The sequence below is a fragment of the Pseudomonas sp. LBUM1649 genome, from assembly GCF_059716155.1.
Genome location: NZ_CP166807.1, coordinates 1,912,324 through 1,934,825, shown reverse-complemented (window position 1 = coordinate 1,934,825; position 22,502 = coordinate 1,912,324). Strand labels below are relative to the sequence as shown.

Here is a 22,502-nt window from a genome sequence, read left to right as displayed (position 1 = left end):
AACCGGCGCATGATAGCCGACTTCGCAACCTCGGACTTGCCCATAGAGTCCGGTTATTAGCCAGCTACTTGAAACAGGGCTAGGTTTAGTGCTCTGCCCGTTCCCTCAGTCCGTATCCGTGCGGACTCAAAGGAGTGATCGTAATGCCGTCCCTCGATAGCCTGAAGACCCTCAAAACCCTGCAAGTCGACGACAAGCTTTACCACTACTACAGCCTGCCGGAGGCCGCCAGAAGCCTCGGCGACCTGGACGCGCTGCCCATGTCGCTCAAAGTGCTGCTGGAAAACCTGCTGCGCTGGGAAGACGCCAAAACCGTCACCGGCGCCGACCTCAAGGCCATTGCCGCCTGGCTCAAGGAGCGCCGCTCCGACCGCGAAATCCAGTACCGCCCGGCGCGGGTCCTGATGCAGGACTTCACCGGCGTGCCCGCCGTGGTTGACCTGGCCGCCATGCGTGCCGCGATGGCCAAGGCCGGCGGCGACCCGCAGCGAATCAACCCGCTGTCCCCGGTGGACCTGGTGATCGACCACTCGGTGATGGTCGACAAGTTCGCCACCAGCAGCGCCTTCGAACAGAACGTCGACATCGAAATGCAGCGCAACGGCGAGCGATACGCCTTCCTGCGCTGGGGCCAGAGCGCCTTCGACAACTTCAGCGTGGTGCCGCCGGGCACCGGCATCTGCCACCAGGTCAACCTGGAATACCTCGGCCGCACCGTCTGGACCAAGGACGAAGACGGCCGCACCTACGCCTTCCCCGACACCCTGGTCGGCACCGACTCCCACACCACCATGATCAACGGCCTCGGCGTACTCGGCTGGGGCGTCGGCGGGATCGAAGCCGAAGCGGCGATGCTCGGCCAACCGGTGTCGATGCTGATTCCCGAAGTGATCGGTTTTAAACTCACCGGCAAACTCAAGGAAGGCATCACCGCCACCGATCTGGTGCTGACCGTCACCCAGATGCTGCGCAAGAAAGGCGTGGTCGGCAAATTCGTCGAGTTCTATGGCGACGGCCTCGCCGACCTGTCCTTGGCCGACCGCGCGACCATCGCCAACATGGCGCCGGAGTACGGCGCCACCTGCGGCTTCTTCCCGGTGGACGACGTGACCCTGGACTATCTGCGCCTGTCCGGTCGCCCCGACGCCACGGTCAAACTGGTCGAGGCCTACAGCAAGGCGCAAGGCCTGTGGCGCCTGCCGGGCAAGGAACCGCAATTCACCGACAGCCTGGCCCTGGACCTGGCCAGCGTCGAAGCCAGCCTCGCCGGCCCTAAGCGCCCGCAAGACCGCGTCTCGCTGCCAGATGTCGCGCAAGCCTTCAGCGACTTCGTCGGCCTGCAACTCAAACCCACCAGCAAGGAAGAAGGCCGCCTGGAAAGCGAAGGCGGCGGTGGTGTGGCGGTGGGCAATGCGGACATGGCCGGTGAAGTGGACTACGAATTCGAAGGCCAGACGATTCGCCTGAAAAACGGCGCGGTGGTGATCGCCGCCATCACCTCCTGCACCAACACCTCCAACCCGAGCGTGATGATGGCGGCCGGGCTGGTGGCGAAAAAAGCCGTGGAAAAAGGCCTGCGCCGCAAACCCTGGGTAAAAAGCTCGCTGGCCCCAGGCTCGAAAGTGGTCACCGACTACTACAAGGCGGCCGACTTGACGCAGTACCTCGACGCCTTGGGTTTTGCCCTGGTCGGTTATGGCTGCACCACCTGCATCGGCAACTCCGGGCCACTGCCGGAGCCCATCGAAAAAGCCATCCAGAAGGCCGACCTGACCGTGGCCTCGGTGCTGTCGGGCAACCGCAACTTCGAGGGCCGGGTCCATCCGCTGGTGAAAACCAACTGGCTGGCCTCGCCGCCGCTGGTAGTCGCCTATGCCCTGGCCGGCACCGTACGCATCGACCTCAGCCGCGAACCCCTGGGCGAAGACCAGAACGGCAAGCTGGTCTACCTGCGGGACATCTGGCCCAGCAGCCAGGAAATCGCCGAGGCGGTCGAACGGGTCAACACCGCCATGTTCCACAAGGAATACGCCGAAGTGTTTGCCGGCGACGAACAATGGCAAGCCATCAAAGTACCGCAAGCCGCCACCTACATCTGGCAGGACGATTCGACCTACATCCAGCATCCACCGTTCTTCGACGACATCGGCGGCCCGCCACCGGTGGTCAAGGACATCAGCGGCGCGCGCATCCTCGCCCTGCTCGGCGACTCGGTGACCACCGACCACATCTCCCCCGCCGGCAATATCAAGGCCGACAGCCCGGCAGGGCACTACCTGCGCGAGAAAGGCGTGGAGCCGCGAGACTTCAACTCCTACGGCTCACGCCGCGGCAACCACCAAGTGATGATGCGCGGCACCTTCGCCAACATCCGCATTCGCAACGAAATGCTCAGCGGCGAAGAAGGCGGCAACACCTACTACATCCCCACCGGCGAGAAACTGGCGATCTACGATGCCGCCATGCGCTATCAAGCCTCCGGCACCCCGCTGGTGGTGATCGCCGGCCAGGAATACGGCACCGGCTCAAGCCGCGACTGGGCAGCCAAGGGCACCAACCTGCTGGGGATCAAGGCCGTCATTGCCGAAAGCTTCGAGCGCATCCACCGCTCCAACCTGGTGGGCATGGGCGTGCTGCCGCTGCAGTTCAAGCTCGACCAGAACCGCAAGAGCCTGAACCTGACCGGCCGGGAAACCCTGGACATCCTCGGCCTGACCGGCGCCGAACTGACACCGCGGATGAACCTGACGCTGGTCATCACTCGGGAAAACGGCAGCCGGGAAAAAATCGAAGTGTTGTGCCGGATTGATACGCTCAATGAGGTGGAATACTTCAAGTCGGGGGGGATCTTGCATTACGTGCTGCGGCAATTGATTGCGTCGTAAGCGCGGGACTGTAAGTGTTGGTGCATCAGGCGCCGTTGCTTCGGTAACGGCGCCTGACGCCCCCTCACACCCTGCCCCCCACCCTTGTAGGAGGCCAGGCTTGCCGGCGAAGGCGCCCTTACACCCAACCACTAACTCCCGGATGCACCCGGTCCACACTGTGGGGGCTGGCTTGTCGGGTCTCCGCATCGCAGCGATGGCGGCCTGACAGCCAACCAGTCACTCCCGAATGTACCCGATCCACTGTGGGAGCTTCTCGCAGATGCACTCGATCTACTGTAGGAGCGAGGCTTGCCCGCGAAGGCGGCAGCCAACCAGTCACTCGCGAATGTACCCGATCACACTGTGGGAGCTGGCCTGCCAGCGAAGGCGGCCTGACAGCCAACCAATCCCTCCCGGATGTACCCGACCCACTGTAGGAGCAAGGCTTGCCCGCGATGGCGGCATGAAAGCCAACCAATCCCTCCCGGATGTACCCGACCCACTGTGGGAGCTGGCCTGCCAGCGAAGGCGGCCTGACAGCCAACCAATCCCTCCCGGATGTACCCGACCCACTGTAGGAGCAAGGCTTGCCCGCGATGGCGGCCTGAAAGCCAACCAATCCCTCCTGGATGTACCCGACCCACTGTGGGAGCTGGCCTGCCAGCGAAGGCGGCCTGACATCCAACCAATCCCTCCCGGATGTACCCGACCCACTGTAGGAGCAAGGCTTGCCCGCGATGGCGGCCTGAAAGCCAACCAATCCCTCCCGGATGTACCCGACCCACTGTGGGAGCTGGCCTGCCAGCGATGACGGCCTGACAGCCAACCAAACACTCCCGTATGTACCCGACCCACTGTAGGAGCAAGGCTTGCCAGCGATGGCGGCCTGACAACCAACCAATCCCTCCCGGATGTACCCGATCCACTGTAGGAGCAAGGCTTGCCCGCGATGGCGGCCTGACAGCCAACCAATCGCTCGCGTATGTACCCGATCCACTGTGGGAGCTGGCCTGCCAGCGATGACGGCCTGACAGCCAACCAATCGCTCGCGGATGCACCCGATCCACTGTGGGAGCTGGCCTGCCAGCGATGGCGGCCTCACAGCCGACCTGGATCTTGTTGACCGAGTACATATCCATTCCTGCGGTAACGGCCACCTATGGTTTCGCTTTTACAGCGAGTCACTTGGAAGAGCCCCAAGTAACCAAGGGCTCTTGCCCCTGGCGTTCGGTGCCTCGCTAATGCTCGGCATGCCCTCGCTCCGGTCCTGCTCCGTGGGCCCGCCGCGATGGGCCATCCTTGGCCCAGCGCGGCTAACCCGGCATCCATGCCGGGTTGCCCACTGCGCAGAACCTCCACTCGGCCTCTCGACGGGGCAAGGAAGATCAAAAGCCAAAGCAAAAGCGAGGCGGCCGACCGGCCGGCCTGATCTCAGGTGAACGCGTTCCCCTGTAGGAGCCGGCTTGCTGCGGGCGGCGTTCCGACGATGGGGCCCGGAAGACCAACGCAATGTTCAAGGACGCCTTCGCTGGCAAGTCGGAACGATGCACCGCTGGCGTCTACAAGGTGTATGTCGCCCACGCTTAATGAGCTGGCTTGCATACTTTCTGAGGGCAACAGACTTACGCACAAAATGCAGTATTTGAACGAGCCCCATGAAAGACAGGACACCGTTTCCCCCTTACGATAAGGGATAGGCAAACGGTTATGTTTATGACTAACAGCAACGATAAGAGTGGGGAGCTTTTGGGCCAGGAACGGCGGCGCCGCTGGAGCCCAGAGCAAAAACTGGCCATGGTTCGCGAGAGCCTTGAGCCAGGGCAAAGCGTTTCGGTGGTGGCTCGGCGCAACGGCATCAATGCCAACCAGCTGTTCCAGTGGCGCAAGCTTTACCAGGACGGCAGCCTGTCGGCGGTCAGTGCTGGCGAAGCCGTGGTGCCTGCCTCCGAGCTGAGCGATGCGCTCAAGCAGATCCGTGAACTGCAACGGATGCTGGGCAAGAAAACGATGGAAGCAGAAATCCTCAAAGAGGCCGTGGAGATCGCCCGGTCGCGAAAATGGATTGCGCACTCACCCTTGTTGCCGGGGGACGACCAGTGAAGCTGGTCAGCGAATGTCTCGGTGTGGCGCGCTCGCAATTAACGGTTCGAATCAAACAATCGGTATCGCCCAAGGCACGGCGAAGCAGACCTGTGGACGACGCTGAGTTGGTGGTTGAAATCCAACAGCAGGTCAGCGAGTTGCCCAGCTATGGCTACCGTCGTGTCTGGGGATTACTGCGCCGGGAGCGTGAAACCCAGTCGCTGCCGGCGATCAACGTGAAGCGGGTGTACCGAGTCATGCGTGATCACAATCTGTTGCTTGAGCGCCGACTCAAACAGCCCGGCGTGCCACGTCGGCACGAAGGCCGTATTGCGGTGAAAACCAGTGATACGCGGTGGTGCTCGGATGGTTTTGAGTTCCGCTGCGAGGACGGCGCCAAGCTAAGCGTGACCTTCGCCTTGGACTGCTGTGATCGCGAGGCCATCGGCTGGGTCGCGAGCCCGACCGGGTACAGCGGCGATGACATCCGCGATTTGATGCTGGAAAGCGTGGAGAAGCGCTTCGGTGATCAACTGCCCGCCACGCCGGTGCAATGGCTAAGCGACAACGGCTCGGCCTACACCGCCGAACAGACGCGCCTGTTTGCACGGCAGATCGGCTTGCAACCGGTGACCACGCCAGTGCGCAGCCCGCAGAGCAACGGTATGGCCGAGAGCTTCGTGAAGACGATCAAGCGTGACTACGTGGCGCACATGCCCAAGCCGGATCGAGAAACGGCGCTGCGTAACCTGGCCATTGCCTTCGAACACTACAACGAGCAGCATCCGCACAGCGCCTTGAACTATCGCTCACCGAGGGAGTTCAGGCGATTGGCGGCAGCATCAATTTAACAGGGAGTTGGTGTCCGGTTTTGTAGGGGCAAGTCCAGTATTTGCGGGGGGACCACATCCCTGTGCTCAGTGTTCGCGCTATGGAAAGGACCGGTACTTCGTCAATCCACGACTAGTACTCGGTGTCGCCTTCGATTTTGAAATGTTGAACCCAACCTTGTATCGATGTAGCAAGAACCATCAGCGGTACCAGCATCAACAATGTCACGGTAATCATGGGCCAAGTAGTCATGTGCGTTCCCTGATTCAGGATAATCCGCCAGCTCGCCTTCCAAATGAATATCAGGCACCTATAAACATAGTCACAGCCACAGTTCTACACATGCCATGTTAAGGAAAAAAGTCAGGACCTTTCTTGCTGGCTCGCGGGTAAATCTGCCTAAATGCACCACTTAAGGTAGTTCCACCAGTCAATCAGGATGACCCCATGCTCGTACTGCCCTGGCCGTACCTGACATTACTCTCTGCCGGTTATGTTCTTGCTCTCACCTACGGTTATCTGACTGCCCCGGCGATCATTGCGATCATCCTGCTGCTACTCGCCGGATTCGCCGTCCGGCAAAACCGCTTTCGCTATGGCCCCTACCTCGGCCATGCCCTGTTCATCCTTCTCGCCCTCGCCTTGGCCCTCCATTGGTGGCCGGGATTTCACAACGCCAGGATGATCGACCAGGAACGCTTCACCGAGAACGCCGTGCCCTTCTCGATGTACCTCAATCTGGATAAACCGCTGATAGGCTTCTGGCTGTTACTCGTATGCCCATGGATCATCGGCCGCCACTCGTTGACTCAAGCGTTAAAGGCAGGTGCCCTGACCCTGAGCCTGACGGCAATCGTCACATTGGGGGGAGCATGGCTGCTGGGGATCGTCGAGTGGTCGCCGAAATGGCCGCCACAGGCATGGCTGTGGATAAACAACAACCTGCTGCTCGTAACACTGGTAGAAGAAGCGCTGTTTCGCGGCTACCTGCAAGGCGGCCTGAGCCGGCGCTTCCAACACCTGCCCTACGGCGATCACCTTGCCCTGCTGATCGCATCTTTATTATTCGGCTTGGTCCATTGGGGTGCCGGTTGGGAGTGGGTATTGCTGGCAACCTTGGCCGGCGCAAGCTATGGGTTGGCCTATCGATTCGGCGGATTGGCTGCCGCCATCGCTACCCACTTCGGTTTGAATCTGCTCCATTTCGGATTTTTTACTTACCCGATGCTGGCCAGCTGAGCCATTAGTCGTCGCTCAGTCAAAACGCCGTGAACGTTGGCATAAACAGCCGATTATCGGTAGGGAACTACTCAGCTTGACTCCTGTCAGGCACAGCGTTTAACCTCCCGCCCCACGAATGGAAGCGATCTGTCCTACATCGACAGAAAGTCCTCTGAAAATGAATTCAAGCAACGCGTTTACCGCGTCGTTGTGCTGTGCGGTAAACCATCTTGAAGCCTCGTTCCTCTCTGCAAATCAAAAAATCGGTCATCTTTGCCTTGGTGTTGCGCGAAGCGCGCGCACGTATAGGTGAAAGTCGCATGGGTGCTGTGTGGACTTTGCTAGAACCGATTGCTCACCTTTTGATCTTGAGTGTCCTTTTTGCGCTGATTCGGGGCAGAACAGTAGCCGGCCTTGATTTCCCGGTCTTCGTCCTGGTCGGGCTCGCTCCTTTCCTGCTGTTTCGCAATACCGCATTGCGCTTGATGGACAGCCCCAAGGAAAACCGCTCGCTGTTCGCCTACAAGCAAATCAAACCCCTGGACACCTTCATCGCTCGGGTCCTTGTGGAGTTCAGCATCTCCGCCATGGTGTACGCCATCCTGGTGTTCGGTTTCGCCTGGTCTGGCTTCGACATGTCGGTCAAGGCACCTATCCAGTGGGTACTGACCATTCTGCTGGGTCTGCTGTTTGCCTTCGGCCTGGGCATGCTGCTGGCGTTGATCGCTCATGCGATTCCCGGCAGCAAAGTATTTATCCGCATGATGTTCTTCCCGCTGTATTTCATTTCAGGCGTGTTGATCCCGGCTTCCTACCTGCCACACGCCATGCTTCCGCTGCTATTGCTCAATCCGTTCCTGCACTTGCTGGAACTGATCCGCGCCGAGATCTTCCCTTACTACGTGCCCGTCGATGGCGTCTCTCTTGAGTACGTGATCGCTGTCACCCTGGTTTTGTTGTTCGTATCGCTCGGTACATACCGGGTTCGTCGACTGCATTTGATCTCCACCAAGAACGGCTAACCGCAGGCTTACCGTGTTCGAGCTCAGAAATATAACCAAGTCGTACCTGACCCCCAAAGGGCGTCGCCATGTGTTTCGTGACCTGTCGCTGAAGATCCCCGCCGAAAAAAACATCGGCCTGATCGGCCGTAATGGCGCGGGCAAATCGACCCTGGTTCGCCTGTTGGGCGGCGCCGATGTGCCGGACTCCGGCACCATTGCCACCAACAAGAGCATTTCCTGGCCCGTCGGTTTGTCCGGTGGCTTCCAGGGCAGCATGACCGGCCGCGAAAACATCAAGTTCGTCAGCCGCGTCTACGGTGCGGTCGGCGACGCCATGCGTGCAAAGATCGCCTACGTCGAAGACTTCGCCGAGATCGGCAGCTGGATCGACGAACCCGTCAAGACCTACTCCTCCGGCATGCGCTCGCGCCTGGCGTTCGGCCTGAGCATGGCCTTCGACTTCGACTACTACCTAATCGACGAAGTGATGTCGGTGGGTGACGCGCACTTCAAACGCAAGTGCGCCAATGTCTTCGAAGAGCGCCTGCAGAAATCCAAGGTCGTGCTGGTTTCACACAACATGAATGAAATTCAGAAGCTCTGCGACGTCGTACTGCTGGTGCGCGATGGCGGGGTGCAGATCTATGACGATGTCGCCGAAGGCATCAAGGCCTACAACACCTGATCGCCCTGACCGTGGCGTGATTGTTTTATTTCAAGGATGCGTGTGCATATGAGCAGTACGGGTAAATTCAAGGGCTGGCGCCTGACACTGGGGCTGATCGTGGTACCAATGGTACTGGCCATCGTCTACTACAGTTTTTTTGCCGTGGACCGCTATGTCAGCTCCGCGCAAGTGGTGGTACGCCAGGACAGCAACAACCCTGCCGCCCAAATGCCGGGCCTGAGCATGCTGATCAGCGGCGCCAATCCGGCCTCCCGCGAAGAGACCCTTTACCTGCGCGAATACATCGTGTCGATGGACATGATGCAGCTGCTGGAAGACCGCCTGCACTGGGTCGAGCAATACAGCAAGCAACGCAACGACCCGTTCTTCTGGCTGAGCGCCGACACTGAGCGTGAAGACCTGCTCAAGTACTACCAGCGCATGGTCACCGCGCACTATGACGAAACCACCGGCCTGCTCAAGGTTGAAGTTCAAGCCTTCAGCCCGGAACTGGCCGAGCAAATGGTCCAGGTCATTCTCGAAGCCAGCGAGCACTTCGTAAACGAAGTCTCCCATAGCATCGCCCGCGAGCAGATGCGCTTCTCCCAAGGCGAACTGGAAGGCGCGAAAGCGAACTACACCCTGCGCAAGGAAGAGCTGCTGAGCTTCCAGAACCGCAACAAGGTACTGGACGGAAAAAGCTCGGCCCAAGGCCGCGCCAGCATCATCGACACCCTGGAAGGCGAACACTCCAAAGAGCGCGCCGTGCTCACCCAGATGCTCTACAAACTTCGCGCCGACTCACCGCAGGTCAAGCAGCAGCAACAACGCGTGAGCGCCATTCGCGAACAACTGAATGCTGAAAAACGCCTGCTGGTGTCCGCACCCGATGGCGACCAACTCAACGTCGTTGCCTCGAGCTTCCAGCAATTGACGCTGGACGCCGGCATCGCTGAAGAAACCTACAAGACTGCCGTCGCCGCACTCGACAACGCCCGTATCGAAGCCAGCAAGAAGATTCGCACCCTGGTCACCGTGGTCAGCCCGAACACACCACAGATGGCCATCTACCCAGAGCGCCTCTACAACCTGGCAACCATCTTCCTGGCACTGTTGTTGCTTTACGGCGTCACCCGCTTCCTAATTGCATCGATCGAGGATCATCGTGATTAAATCCATTACTGGCCTGCCCCTTCGCCCCCTGAACATGAGCATGCGAAACAGCGCTGTAGCGGGTTTGATCCTGGCGGCCCTGACCTTGGCAGGCTGCGGCGGCACTTTGTCCGGCGCCGGTCCCTACAAGGGCGATATCGAAAGCAAGAACGAGTCGTACAACCTGGTCGAGATCAACGCCAACACCATCGCCCCGTACATGCGTGGCGCAGTACGCCCGGTGCAATCGAGCATCGCCAAGCCAGTCGCTCCCTCGGCGCGACTGATGGCCGGTGACATCCTCAACGTGCTGATCACCGACAACGCACCGGAAGGCTCGGCGCTGTTCGCCCCGTTGTCCGCTGGTGGCACGCAGCTCAAGACCCGCATCGACGACCAGGGCATGATCTCCCTGCCTTACGTCGGTCGTCAGTTCGTCGCCGGCATGACGCTCAACGAAGTTGAGAACATGATCCGCAGACAGCTGAAAGGTGTGACCACCGACGTGCAAACCCATGTTGAACTGGTCGGCGATCTGTCGGGCTCGGTACTGGTAGCCGGTGCGGTCAAATCTCCTGGCCGCTTTAGCACTCTACAAGGCCCGCTGACACTGCTGGACGCCGTCAACCAGGCCGGCGGCCCGGTGATGGAGCCGCACTTGGTCAACGTCACCGTGCGCACCGGCAGTCAGGTTCAGCAGTTCAACTACGAGGATGTACTGGCTGGCAACAACATGGTGCTGCGCCCCAATTCGGAAGTGGTGCTAGACCGAGCGCGTCAGCGGTTTGTTGCGATGGGTGCTGTGAACGAACCTGGCCTCAGAGACCTACCTGCGCAAAATACCAGCCTGTTAGACGCCTTGGGCTCTGTAGGTGGGCTGCGTGAAGGCAACGCGAACGCCGAAGGCGTCTTCGTATTTAGGATGGAACCAAATAAGCCGAAGCCCACAGTGTTGCGTTTGAACATGCGTGATCCCGCTGCGATTTTCTATGCACAGCAGATTGCCATGAAGCCAGACGACACTATCTATGTGACCAACGCTGCGGTCTATGAATGGCAGAAAGTTATATCTCCTATTGTGCAGACAATGATCTTTGGTGCAGCCACCGGCATATCTAAATAAATCTCAAATCAATTCATAATAGCGGGTGGTATAACCGCTCGCCTGCATCCACAACTTAAGTTATATAGACATGACCAGAAAAAAACGGAAAAACAGCTCTAGGACCCGAGCACGCAACGTTATCAAAGATAACATGCAAACATGTCCTAACCTTATTGTTGAAAAAGCACAGCAACCACTCCCGTTCTCAATTCCAAGTGAGTTATTGCGAAAAGAATCAACGTCAACATACTCCATAATCGCAGCAGTTTATAATGTAGAGCTATATCTGCACGCATTTTTTGAATCAATTGTAAATCAAACGATTGACTTCGAAAAATACATTGAAATCATTTTAGTGGATGACGGCTCTACAGATGGCTCCGCTGAGATTATCAAAGAATGGGTCGCCAAATACCCATTTAACATCAAGTATTTTAAGCAAAGCAATGCGGGCCAGGCTCAAGCAAGAAATAATGGACTGCGGTATGCTAAACATGATTGGTTGACATTTGTTGACCCCGATGACTTTTTGTCGCTGAATTACTTTGAGGAGCTAGATGCCTGCTTCCGAAAGGCGCACTCAGCAGGCAAAGAGCTGAAAATGATCAGCGCGAATATGATTTTCTTCATGGAGAATCGGAATGAATTCAGTGATGGCCATGCCCTTCGCTTTCGATTTGCTAGCGGTGATGTGCTATTGCCAGCTAACGACCTCGGAAAATTCATTCAACTAAGCGCTAGCACAGCTGTGTTTAAGCGAACTCGAGTTCTTAGCGAAAACCTATTCTTCAATCCGCTTATCAGACCTGCATTTGAAGACGGTCATTTCGTCAACAGATATTTGCTGGGATTAACTGACGGTCATATCGCGTTCATTTCGGAACCAAAGTATTACTACCGAAAGCGCGAAAATGGCACCTCCACCATCGATACCGCTTGGGAAAAGCCCGGTCGCTTTGATGCGCAACTGCGTCTCGGCTACTTGAGTCTAATTAATGAAAGCCTCAAGAAACATGGTGCAGTAAAAACGTTTATTCAGCGAACTATCCTTTACGATTTGGCTTGGCACTTCAAACGATTCATCAATAACGATGGAAAGCTCAGCCACCTCACTCCTGTCGAACTGGAAAAATATAAAAATCTAGTTCGCGAGATAATGCAGCACATTTCTTATGAAACGATCCTAAACTTTGAACTTGCTGGATTATGGTTCTTCCAGAAATTCGGATTAATCTCGTATTATAAAAATACCGAACCCAAATTTAATATCACTTATATCGATGAAGCCGACGAACTTCGCGATCTTATAAAGATCCGTTACTTTACTAGACATGCGCACACGAAAGAAATTCTGACCCTAGATTCGAAACCGACCATTCCGGTGTTCGACAAAACCCGTAAGCATATTCTTTTTGGCGAAGCTTTCCTTTACGAAAGGATAATTTGGGTCAAAGCAGGCGATACCAAGAGTTTATTCATCCAAGTAGAAGGTAAACAAGACACTCGGATTACTCTCAAAGGCAAGCAGCATAAAGCGGGTGTCGGCATAGCTGAAATTTTCAAATCATTCCGACCAACACCAGTAGACGCGAACTCTATTCCAGAAGACATAAGAGTCTTGCGCCTTCAGGCATTAGACAGCGCCAATCGCTTGAAATATGCCAACTGTTGGGTATTCATGGATCGAAACTCATTCGCCGATGATAATGCGGAACACTTATATAGATATGTTAAAGAAAATCAATCACACCAAAATATCTATTTTGTTCTGGATCAAACTTCACCGGACTGGATCAGACTCGAAGAGGAGGGTTTCAACCTTATCCCCTACGGTTCAGACGAGCATAAATTTGCGCTGCTTAATGCCGCGCATCTCATCTCATCTCATGCAGACCACTATGTATTCGGCGGCCTAACAAACTCCCATACTGCTGACCTAAGAAAATACAAGTTTACGTTCCTTCAGCACGGCATTATTAAGGATGATTTGTCTGGCTGGCTAAACAACAAAAATATTCATTGCTTTGTGACATCATCCAAGCGTGAATATGAGTCTATTTGCCATGGGGACAGTTACAAATTTAGCGAGCGGGAAATGGTATTGACAGGCTTACCGCGTCATGACCGACTACGTTCTATGCCAAGAAATGCAAGACCAAGCATACTAATTATGCCAACATGGCGCCATGATTTAGTCGGCCAAGCATCTGACAATGGTTTCGAGCGCGAGAAACAACCTGGGTTCGCTGAAAGCGAATACACAGTCGCGTGGAAAGCGTTTTTGCATTCACCTAAATTAAAAGCAATCGCTGAAGAAAAAAATCTCGAAATCGTATTTTTCCCGCATGCTAACGTGCAACCATACCTAGAGGACTTCGAGGTACCGTCGTACGTAAAATTAGGCACACACAACCCCGGTACTTCCATGCAGCAGTACTTCGCTGATTGCGAAGTACTAGTAACAGACTATTCTTCAGTAGCATTTGACGTAGCGGCACTGGATAGAAAGGTTATCTATTTCCAATTTGACCATGACGTTTTCTTTAATGGTAGTCACACTTATACTAAGGGTTACTATTCGTACGAATCTGACGGCTTCGGACCTGTATGCAAAACTTTAGATAGCTCGCTCGATGCACTGGCACAAGCTGCGAGCAATACACTTGACCATGATTTATACCAACAACGTCGCAATGATACATTCGCATTCCACGACACCCTCAATTGTGAGAGGGTTTACAAATCGATCGTGAGACTCGAGAGAAATACAGTCTCTGCCATTGACTTGTCTAGAGCGGTACGTCGTACGGCCACCAAAGCCATGCAGCACTCCAATTGGGAGCTGGCGGCTCATGCATGGGAGCGACTTATCGATAACTCACCACGTATGTTAAGCGACTCCGACGCTGCAGAATATTCACGCACTCTTCGCGAGCTGCGTGAATATGAAAAATGCAACAAATGGCATGAGAAGTTAAAAGCTTTGGGAATGTGGTCGGATCGAATGAAGGAAGAAGAGATTGCAGTGGGCTTCGAATTAAACCCCACTGGAATCGCCATAGATACGTATGAGTTGTATACAAACAAATTCAAAGGTAAGAAATTCTCTCCACAGGTGGTAGCTGCTGCTGCCAAACACTACCGAAAAGCTGGAAACATTGCGCAAGCACTAGCGCAGTTTGATCTTGCGACCGATATGCATCACCCGTCTATTCTTTCCGAGCGAGCAGAAATCGCTGAGAAATTGGACATATGGAGTGAAGCAGAGAAACTATGGAAGGAACTAAGAGAAATATCCTATTCAGAAGATCTGTCTTTCCGAATAGTTCGCACACAATACAAACAAAATCTCTATGAAAAAGCCCTCAAAGAGCTGAATACAATAAAAACCCCTGTACTGGATGAAAATTCAAATATTATTGCTGGTGAAGTATTTTTTGTAAATTCCAAATGGAAAGAAGCTGATAAGTGTTGGACAGCAGCAGCTAACGCAGATGACTTCACTTCTGACTATTGGCTAAAACTCGCCAGGGCTCGGCGAAGAAACAATAAAATTGACTCAGCCATTGAAGCATTCAAAAATGCTCATAACGCAGTGGATGAGCGTACTCGCATTCAGGAAAAAGCCCTACTTAGTCTAGCTTCTTCTGAGTGGCAGGCCGCTATTCAACATCTGAATGAATTTATCTCTCGCAAAGATCTGAACCCTAATCGAGATGCCACGGTTGACCTAGCATTAGCACTGCATCAGTCAGGTAATACAAAAGCCGCGAAAAAAACTTTAACGCAATATTGTCAGCAATTTGGGAATAGTCCACGTACTGAAAAAGCCTGGGCGAGAATAAAACAACCAGTATAACTATTAGTAAGCTCAGGGGCCTCCCCTGAGCTTTTTGGATTTTCGGAATGAACGAACTAGAGTTCAAATACAACGACACAATATTAAATTACAAATTTAAAGCCAGAAAATATGATGCGCGACATTTGATTGTAATATTTTCCGGATTCGGCGCCAATTCTGAATTCACTTATGATTTCGAAAACTCGCTTCAGTCTTGCCCTGCAAATATATTATGGATAAAAGACGATTTCGGCGGGCACTGTTCGTACTACATTCTTCAAGACAATGATTTCGGTCCCGAAGAAGCCGTTCAAGAACTTATTAATAGCACACTTGATTCCCTAGGACTTCAAAAGGACGAATGCACGCTTGCAGGTTTCTCCAAAGGTGGCAGCGCCGCTCTATATCACGGCCTTAAGTACAACTTTAAAAACATAGTATCCACTGTCCCCCAAATGAACATAGCAACTTATGTTTTAAACAACTGGAAGCAGTCGGCCAAAAACATGCTGGGGCACAGCAATACAGAACAAAATAATAGAATAGACGATCTACTACCATCGCTTTTAAGATCAGATAATAACCTGGACAGAAACATCTACTTACTAACGTCAGAGGCAGACGTACAATACGAAACAGAAATCAAACCATTCAAAGGTGATTTCTTAAAGTACAGTAATTTCAATTTTTTTTTAAGCCAGTCCGTACTAGTTCGCGCCCACAACCAAGTAACAAGCCACCACACGTCACTCTTATTATCAATTTTTTATGCGCTAAGCAATAATCTAGCACCTCGATACGGTTATTCCGTACTGCGTGGCGACGACACTGATGAAAATAAAAAAACTGAAATCGGCAAGCCAATAGTCCAAGTTAATAAAATAGAAGTTATCAACGATAGAATTTTTATAGATGGCATCGGTATCTTAAAACACATTTCCTGCAACAATTGGGGCGACGTAAAATTTCAACTTAAGTTAACAGACGTAAAATCATCCGATACCGTTTTTATAGATCTGGCGAAAGACAATAGACCTTTTTTGACGAGAGAGTTTTATTCTGAATCCTTCACCAGTTATGACAAAGCTTGGTTCTGCACACTGAAACATGCGGGCATTGATAGCAACACCATCCCCGATGGTGAATACCAGTGCTCACTCCGAATAGTAATGAGTGGACATGACTGCATCGCTCCAATGACCTCTCCGACATCTAAATCATCAAAAAACCATAATCATACCATTCGAACGCTGACCTCTATTGATAGTACATTCATATATATCGACCGCAAAGAATTAGCGCTTAACGCCTGCCATGCTAACGAATTATTTGCAAGTTGATAAAATATGCTAGCGAATTACTATAGAAATTCATCACACCTCCCTAGAATCAAGTGCCTTTCAGCCTCTCGAATGCTTTGTATTATTAAAAAATCAGGCCACATAGACCGATACAATACACCTATACGCCGCCTGAGGTAATTTAATGAAAAAGCCTGAAAAATTTAAGAAAATAAAAAAATTCTTCCGCGATCCTGACTTGTTTTTTTATGACATGTTCCGCAAACGCGTAAATAACAAACTGTCCGCTCGAGTTAAATATGAGGGCGAGGCAGCGACCACCCGCAACGTTAGTTACGATGAATGTCAAATCGATGTGGAGGCACTAGATCGTCTAGGTCTTCGGAAATACGCAATCAACAACCTCGGTTCTGGTATCGGCGCTCGGGATGGCCAGGACCCCAATGGCTTGGTATTGTGGAGCGAAAAACTCTATAATTTTTTTGATGCACTTTCTCACTATTGCAACAAGAGTTCCGTACGGGTTGACATTTTCAGCATTAACGGAGAAAGCTTTAATGCAGCTTCAGGTAAAAAAATTGAAGCAGCGCACTTGTTAGCACTTTTCTACAAGTGCGCGAGTTTCGTACTGGAGTTGTCCACACCTAACAATGTTACTGAGGTGTTTAACATTCATCTATATGACGTAGATGACGCCAACGTAGCCATCGTCAGATCTAATAAAGCTTGGATTAAAAGATTTCCTGCGTCTAAGATTGGTAGTTTGTATAACGGATCGCGCCCGTCGAATTTAAAAATTGACGCAGTATATACTTGGGTTAATCAAGCAGACCCTGACTGGCAAAAACTTTGGCTGCAGACCTTTCCTCAAACTCCCTACGACAAAGACCGTTACACTGACAACAATGAATTGAAGTATTCACTGCGATCACTTTCGAAGTATGCACCATGGATCAACCGCATATTTATAGTTTCCAACTGCACCAAACCTGACTGGTTAAACTTTAGTGATCGTATTCGCTGGATTGATCACCAGGAAGTATTTCCAGACAATGATGTACTACCGACGTTTAACTCTCACGCAATTGAGTGTTGCCTTCATAGAATTCCTGACTTGCAGGAAAACTTTATTTACTTGAATGATGACTTTTTTCTATCTCACCCGTGTTTGCAATCAGATTTTTTTGACGACAGCGGCCGCTCCATAGCTTACTTCGAACCCTATGGCATGATTTCACATTTTATAAATGATCAAGATCCCGATTATTTAATTGCCGCAAAGAACTCTCAGCTTCTTTTGAGTGATCTATTTCCAGGATATGAAGCAAGACAGCTCCATAGACATGTTCCGTATGCACTAAAAAAATCTGTTTTGGCGGAAATAGAAAATAAACTCCTCGACGTTTTTACAGCTACGCGTCAAGCTCAAATACGGAGCTCTACTGACATAAACCTAACTTCCTTTTTTTATCATCATTATGCGGTCGCTCAGGGAACAGCTGTTTGTGCAGATTCCAGCAGTCACATTGTAAGACCAACAAACATTATTAAAATCCTCAATCAAGACACATACAAATACAAAGTACTGTGTTTCAACGACGGAAAAGGCAGCGCCTTAGATGCACAATACAAAGAGCTAAGCACAAAATACTTCGAACTTCGCTACCATCAAAGATCAATTTGGGAAACCGGACACATGAATACAAAAACTGGTAATGCACATATTCTTTCAGAGACTTAACCACAGGTAAATCATTGAAGAAATATATAAATTTAACCAGTTTCGTTCAGCCCGCACGGACTGTCCGAGTACAATCGATTACGTACAAAAACACTTAAAACTCCTACAAGCTGGAAGCACTGAGTCGACATGATTGAGAAAAAGGCAGTTATTGGTGGTGTAGAAATCTCATACATGAGAAAACCCGCAAGGTACGATACCAAACATCTGGTTGTTGTTTTTTCGGGCTTCAGTGGAAATGGAAAACCGGCATACAACTACCACAACACCCTCTCAGATTGCCCTGCCGAGGTAGTATGGATACAGGATTATTTTTTTGGCGGCGAGAGCTATTATCTTTGCGCCAAAGGACAATTCAATATTGAGCCAATCGTTTATGGATTTATTTCAAGCATCCTACAAGAGCTTAAATTAGAGGCAGCTGACTGTACCGTGCTTGGAAGCTCGAAAGGCGGCAGCGCCGCAATGTACTATGGATTCAAGTATAACTTTGGAACCATCATCGCCTCTGTACCTCAATTCCACATAGGCTCGTACGTGGAACAAGATTGGCCTTACGCACTCAAACACATGACAAGCGGTTTGTCAGAAAGCGGAGTTCGCGACATACAGGGCAAACTCGACTACATGATAGCGGAGGCAATTAAAGACTCCCACCCCAAAAAAAACGTATTTCTAATTTCATCTTTGGCTGACGTGCAGTATGAAACAGAAATCGCCAACAACGTCAAGCAGCTTAGGAAGTTCGAAAATTTTAATTTGATCATGGCAAATTCGCAAATGATCAAGCAGCACAATCAAGTCAGTAGACACACTATCGCAATCACAATGTCCATTGTTAACCTTTCAGCAATGGGTATGAGCCCGCGATTCTCCGATGAAGAAATCAAATACCGTGAGCTTTCGCCACCGGAAAAACCCAGCTATAGACCACACGTAAAACTAAAAAAATTCAAAACTAGCGAGGGGAGATACTATCCGGAAGGAATTTCAATAATTCGCGGAGTATCATGCGAAAACTATTCCGACATAAATATGAAGCTAATTCTTAAAAACGATGAAAATACATTGTCTATAGGAATCGCAAAGGACAACAAGCCAGACTTATCGAGAGAACTATTTGATGGCGACTTAGTTAATTATGACAAAGGTTGGTTTTGCACCATTAAGCACGCAGGACTTCCAATAGATGAACTTCCAATTGGGGAATGGTCAGCCCATATAGAAATTTTCTCACAAGGTTTTGTGCGACAGGCACCGCTTACTTCTGATAAAGAAATTTTGTCTACAGGCGAAGGAAATACCAAGCGAATGCTGTTCCGTGCTAACGCTAAAGAATCCAACTTCACTGTAGTCGCTGTTTAGCATACTTATCAACTAAAACAAGCGTAAGCAGGCGCTTTTTTACTACTTACGCTGCTTTTACCGCAACAAACCATTACAGGTGCTCTTTATTTCGATTAGATATCGGACAACGCGACTAGTATAGAGATTATAAAGAGCGCATTGGTGCGCCCAATAAAATTACGAACTTCTTACCTTCTATTCTTACTCATTTAGGAGGAATTTTAAACGCCGCCGAAACGTGTCGAATCTATCGACATGACCTGGCTTGTTATCAAACAAAATACCGTAATCACTTACGTCAATATTTTTTTCTGCACACAACCGGGTGAAAATTGCTATCAAGGTCGGATCACCAATTGCCTTCCCGGACACTTTCTTTTCATGGAGTGAGACAAATAGCTCATAATTCTTTTTTCGCGCTGCCTGATAGCCCTCGACATCCGGCCTCTCATGAAAAATATGAAATGCCATATCCTTTTCCAAAAGTGCGCCAAAGCAACTTTCGCCAAGATAGCGTCGAAACCCGCGAGCAAAGAGTGGAGATCTTGCAGTTTTGTCGAGCAACATGTCAGGGGCTTTATCCAAGTCGCCGTGAAGCTCTGCCAGACGCATCATGAAGTCGAAGTCTTCATATCCATGCCCGGAGAAAGCCTCATTGAACCCCTCAAGTATCGAGTAATCTTTGCTACGCATTACGATTACCGAAGAGGGGCTTGCCAGATGTAAAAACTCTTTTCTGGAAAAATTGAAGAAGCGTTGAGTAAGCTGATTGATATCAATTTTTGAGCGAATCAGGTCACTGGACCCTTTCTTTGTAAGATAAAGGCACGGCAGCATGTAAAACGGCCGTTCGTGCGCCTCAACTTTAAGCCTGTATTTTTCTATGAGCGCGAAGTCGGGCCAGATATCTACGTCCAACAAGGTCAAATAATCATCTTCAACATGCTTGAATGCTTCGTTACGAAGCAGTGCCGCATTCACATTTCCCGTGTAGAAACGCTTTGAGATGGTGACTGCAGCGTCGCATTTACCGATGACGAGCCTGAACAGCCTGTCTACCCACATTCCACGATCATTGTGAGCAAAGATGATTTTGACGTTGGAGCGCTTAGCAACTGTGGCCATCTGCCATGCCTTGGAGATGATATCCAAGGGGCGATGCACCAAATCAAGCGGCACGATGGCTGTGATATTAGACTTGGTTGTCTCTAACAATGTTCGACACTCTTTGGTCTTGCTTGACCGATTAAAATCCAACACCCATGCCCTCTAATCCCAGTGAGCAGGGCCAATGTCCGCTTCAGTCAAAAATCTCGACAACCCCAACCACTTCACCGCTGTCATCATCCGTAACCGGCAAAGCTCGGATCTTGTGATCCAGCATGTAGGCCTCGGCTTCGGACAATTGTGCAGACGCTTTCACGGTGTGCGGGTTTGAAGTCAGGAACGTCTCGACGTTTTCGTTGACAACCCCTGGATTGCCCAGCAAAGCACGACGTAGATCGCCATCAGTGACGATGCCGACGAGTTTTTCATCTTCCATCACCAGGGCGAGCCCCAGGCGGCTCGATGTCATAACCAGCAGGCAGTTGTGGAATGAGGTGTTGCGGGTCACCTTAGGGATACTGGTGTGCATCACGTCACTGACGCGCGTCAGAAGTTTGCGGCCAAGGCTGCCACCGGGGTGGTAGCGAGCGAAGTCCATCGGCTTGAAGTCGAGCGCAGCGATCAATGCAACAGCAAGCGCATCTCCCATGGCCATGGTGGCAAGTGTCGAGGTGGTCGGAGCGAGGTTGTTGGGGCAAACCTCACGTTCGACGGAGATATCGAGCCAGATGTCGGCATGCCTGGCCAGGGTGGATTGGCCGTTACCGGTCATGGCGATGATTTTATTGCCGAACGACTTCAGGCTCGGGATCAGCTTGACGACTTCTTCGGTTTCGCCACTGTAGGAGATAAGGATCAGCACATCACTCGGCTTAAGCATTCCGAGATCACCATGAAAGGCTTCAGCCGGATGCAGGAAAAGACTCGGCGTACCCGTAGAGGCAAAAGTGGCGACCATTTTCTGGCCGATCAGTCCGGACTTACCCATGCCGCAGACTGCCGCGCGGCCCTTGCAACCCAGTATGAGCTCCACTGCACGCTGAAATTCATCATCGAGGCGTGCTGCAAGTTGGCTGATGGCTTGCGACTGAGCGTTGAGTGCATCTTTAGCAATTGGAAGGTGATTCATGGGAAAGCCAATGGTCCTTGGTTAGGTGGTACGCCTAGATAGATGTGTACGAAGCGTGCAACACCCGATTAAGTAAAGTGCCCAGCCGAAGTCCGGCATCGGTCAGTCTTGTTTTGACCACCGGGGAGATGTCCTTCAAATAGCGCTTAGGCAAAACTATCTTCATCGTCGAGTCGGCCCGCTGCATGTCGTCGCCATAGATATAGGTTCTGGCAATATCATGACTCTCCATTGCCCATTCCTCGGGCGTACGCTGGAGAACAGTCGGATTGCCAGCCAAAAGGTAAGACGCCAGTTCAGCCGGCGGCATTTTCAGTGATCGGACAGAAATGGTGTCCCAGACTTTATGAAGCGTGTACTCACGCTTTCCAAGCTGGACCTTCACACCACCGGTCTCTTTAATGGCGTGCAAGGGTTGATGGATATCACCCACATAGTGCACCACGAATTTCAGCGCCCTCAATCGGTCTGCCGCTGGCGCGTCTTTCTGACCAAGGATGGCTACATATCGCTCTATTCCAAAAACAACGCACTTACCATTACGACCGCAGTCACGTTTCGGGTCATAGTCAGTTGCGTCAAATGGAATACGCACAGCGTGGCTGATCAACCCCGGCTCAGTGCCCTTTATTTGATCTGCCCAGGAGGCGACGTCTGCCAGACTGCTCGCCCCTTCCAGAGCCAGTAACTGTCGCACCTCGATTTGCGCAACCGCGTCCAGTCTGGATTCGGCGATCAGGGCTACTGTTTTATGCCCTTCAATGCCCCAGGCCAGTACGCTTGACGCATGAATAGAGAGGAAGGTGAAAGCGATGAGCTTGATTTTCAACGTTGACCTCCCTGTACCACTACGCTGGATCGACGAGGCAATTGGCTTGCCAGCGGACCGATTCATAAAGGCAGCGATCGTTCCTTGATTTAAGTGGCGCGTATGTTAACGGTTGAGCCGCCGACAGGGAACTTCACGTACGACGAACAGAGCACCTTTGTAGGAAAAAACGGCACTTACCTTTCGAGCGCGACCGCAAACGTGGCAATGAGCGGCTGGAATCCGTACTATCGCGCCTCCTCCGATCGACTGCTCCAACAAATGGGCAAGGAACGCTT

At 51.8% G+C, this 22,502-nt stretch carries 14 protein-coding genes; 11 read left to right on the top strand and 3 right to left on the bottom strand.

The annotated features are described in order from the left end of the window. Positions 1–143 precede the first annotated feature (143 nt). The 11 genes from acnA (at position 144) to ACA058_RS08860 (ending at position 19,177) form a co-directional block, all read left to right on the top strand. Positions 144–2,885: an aconitate hydratase AcnA gene (gene acnA / locus ACA058_RS08910; protein WP_497638747.1), complete on the top strand. Its 2,742-nt coding sequence runs from the start codon at positions 144–146 to the stop codon at positions 2,883–2,885. 1,695 nt (positions 2,886–4,580) lie between these two features. Further along, positions 4,581–5,800, top strand: a protein-coding gene (locus tag ACA058_RS08905; RefSeq protein WP_497634978.1) for an IS3 family transposase whose coding sequence is annotated in 2 segments (ribosomal slippage) — positions 4,581–4,926 and positions 4,926–5,800 — 1,221 coding nt in all. Because the reading frame shifts where the segments join, the coding sequence is not laid out codon by codon here. A gap of 427 nt (positions 5,801–6,227) precedes the next feature. Then, on the top strand, positions 6,228–7,019 hold the full coding sequence (locus ACA058_RS08900) for a CPBP family intramembrane glutamic endopeptidase (RefSeq protein ID WP_497638746.1): 792 nt from the start codon (positions 6,228–6,230) through the stop codon (positions 7,017–7,019). Positions 7,020–7,282: 263 nt separating this feature from the next. Beyond that, complete coding sequence (locus ACA058_RS08895; protein ID WP_497639887.1) at positions 7,283–8,023, top strand: ABC transporter permease; 741 nt, start codon at positions 7,283–7,285, stop codon at positions 8,021–8,023. A 13-nt stretch (positions 8,024–8,036) separates the two neighbouring features. Next, positions 8,037–8,690, top strand: coding sequence for an ABC transporter ATP-binding protein (locus tag ACA058_RS08890; protein WP_497638745.1), 654 nt, complete (start codon positions 8,037–8,039; stop codon positions 8,688–8,690). 48 nt (positions 8,691–8,738) lie between these two features. Further along, on the top strand, positions 8,739–9,845 hold the full coding sequence (locus tag ACA058_RS08885; RefSeq protein ID WP_497638744.1) for a KpsE/RkpR family capsule polysaccharide export protein: 1,107 nt from the start codon (positions 8,739–8,741) through the stop codon (positions 9,843–9,845). Between the two features lie 40 nt (positions 9,846–9,885). After that, positions 9,886–10,947 carry a polysaccharide biosynthesis/export family protein gene (locus ACA058_RS08880; RefSeq protein WP_497639886.1) on the top strand — a complete coding sequence of 354 codons (1,062 nt, stop codon included), beginning with the start codon at positions 9,886–9,888 and terminating at the stop codon, positions 10,945–10,947. 70 nt (positions 10,948–11,017) lie between these two features. After that, a complete protein-coding gene (locus ACA058_RS08875) occupies positions 11,018–14,788 on the top strand; it encodes a CDP-glycerol glycerophosphotransferase family protein (protein ID WP_497638743.1) in 3,771 nt (1,256 codons plus the stop codon). 47 nt (positions 14,789–14,835) lie between these two features. Further along, entirely contained in the window at positions 14,836–16,110 is a 1,275-nt protein-coding gene (locus ACA058_RS08870; protein WP_497638742.1) for a hypothetical protein, read from the top strand. A gap of 145 nt (positions 16,111–16,255) precedes the next feature. Continuing rightward, entirely contained in the window at positions 16,256–17,812 is a 1,557-nt protein-coding gene (locus ACA058_RS08865) for a stealth conserved region 3 domain-containing protein (RefSeq protein WP_497638741.1), read from the top strand. Between the two features lie 129 nt (positions 17,813–17,941). Beyond that, a complete protein-coding gene (locus ACA058_RS08860; RefSeq protein WP_497638740.1) occupies positions 17,942–19,177 on the top strand; it encodes a hypothetical protein in 1,236 nt (411 codons plus the stop codon). A 183-nt stretch (positions 19,178–19,360) separates the two neighbouring features. Here the strand turns inward: ACA058_RS08860 and ACA058_RS08855 are convergent, their stop codons facing one another. The 3 genes from ACA058_RS08855 to ACA058_RS08845 all read right to left on the bottom strand — a co-directional run bounded on the left by ACA058_RS08855 (position 19,361) and on the right by ACA058_RS08845 (position 22,224). Beyond that, the gene (locus ACA058_RS08855; protein ID WP_497638739.1) at positions 19,361–20,374 is read right to left on the bottom strand and encodes a galactosyltransferase-related protein; all 1,014 of its coding nucleotides are present in this window, start codon (positions 20,372–20,374) and stop codon (positions 19,361–19,363) included. A gap of 85 nt (positions 20,375–20,459) precedes the next feature. Further along, positions 20,460–21,395: a KpsF/GutQ family sugar-phosphate isomerase gene (locus ACA058_RS08850; RefSeq protein ID WP_497638738.1), complete on the bottom strand. Its 936-nt coding sequence runs from the start codon at positions 21,393–21,395 to the stop codon at positions 20,460–20,462. 34 nt (positions 21,396–21,429) lie between these two features. After that, on the bottom strand, positions 21,430–22,224 hold the full coding sequence (locus ACA058_RS08845; RefSeq protein WP_497638737.1) for a S1/P1 nuclease: 795 nt from the start codon (positions 22,222–22,224) through the stop codon (positions 21,430–21,432). Positions 22,225–22,502: the final 278 nt, after the last annotated feature.

Excerpts from the sequence above, each read along its gene's own strand:
- acnA (WP_497638747.1), top strand. The coding sequence starts at position 144 with ATGCCGTCCCTCGATAGCCTGAAGACCCTCAAAACCCTGCAAGTCGAC.
- ACA058_RS08870 (WP_497638742.1), top strand. The coding sequence starts at position 14,836 with ATGAACGAACTAGAGTTCAAATACAACGACACAATATTAAATTACAAA.
- ACA058_RS08885 (WP_497638744.1), top strand. The coding sequence starts at position 8,739 with ATGAGCAGTACGGGTAAATTCAAGGGCTGGCGCCTGACACTGGGGCTG.
- ACA058_RS08880 (WP_497639886.1), top strand. The coding sequence starts at position 9,886 with ATGCGAAACAGCGCTGTAGCGGGTTTGATCCTGGCGGCCCTGACCTTG.
- ACA058_RS08875 (WP_497638743.1), top strand. The coding sequence starts at position 11,018 with ATGACCAGAAAAAAACGGAAAAACAGCTCTAGGACCCGAGCACGCAAC.
- ACA058_RS08850 (WP_497638738.1), bottom strand. The coding sequence starts at position 21,395 with ATGAATCACCTTCCAATTGCTAAAGATGCACTCAACGCTCAGTCGCAA.
- ACA058_RS08865 (WP_497638741.1), top strand. The coding sequence starts at position 16,256 with ATGAAAAAGCCTGAAAAATTTAAGAAAATAAAAAAATTCTTCCGCGAT.
- ACA058_RS08860 (WP_497638740.1), top strand. The coding sequence starts at position 17,942 with ATGATTGAGAAAAAGGCAGTTATTGGTGGTGTAGAAATCTCATACATG.
- ACA058_RS08900 (WP_497638746.1), top strand. The coding sequence starts at position 6,228 with ATGCTCGTACTGCCCTGGCCGTACCTGACATTACTCTCTGCCGGTTAT.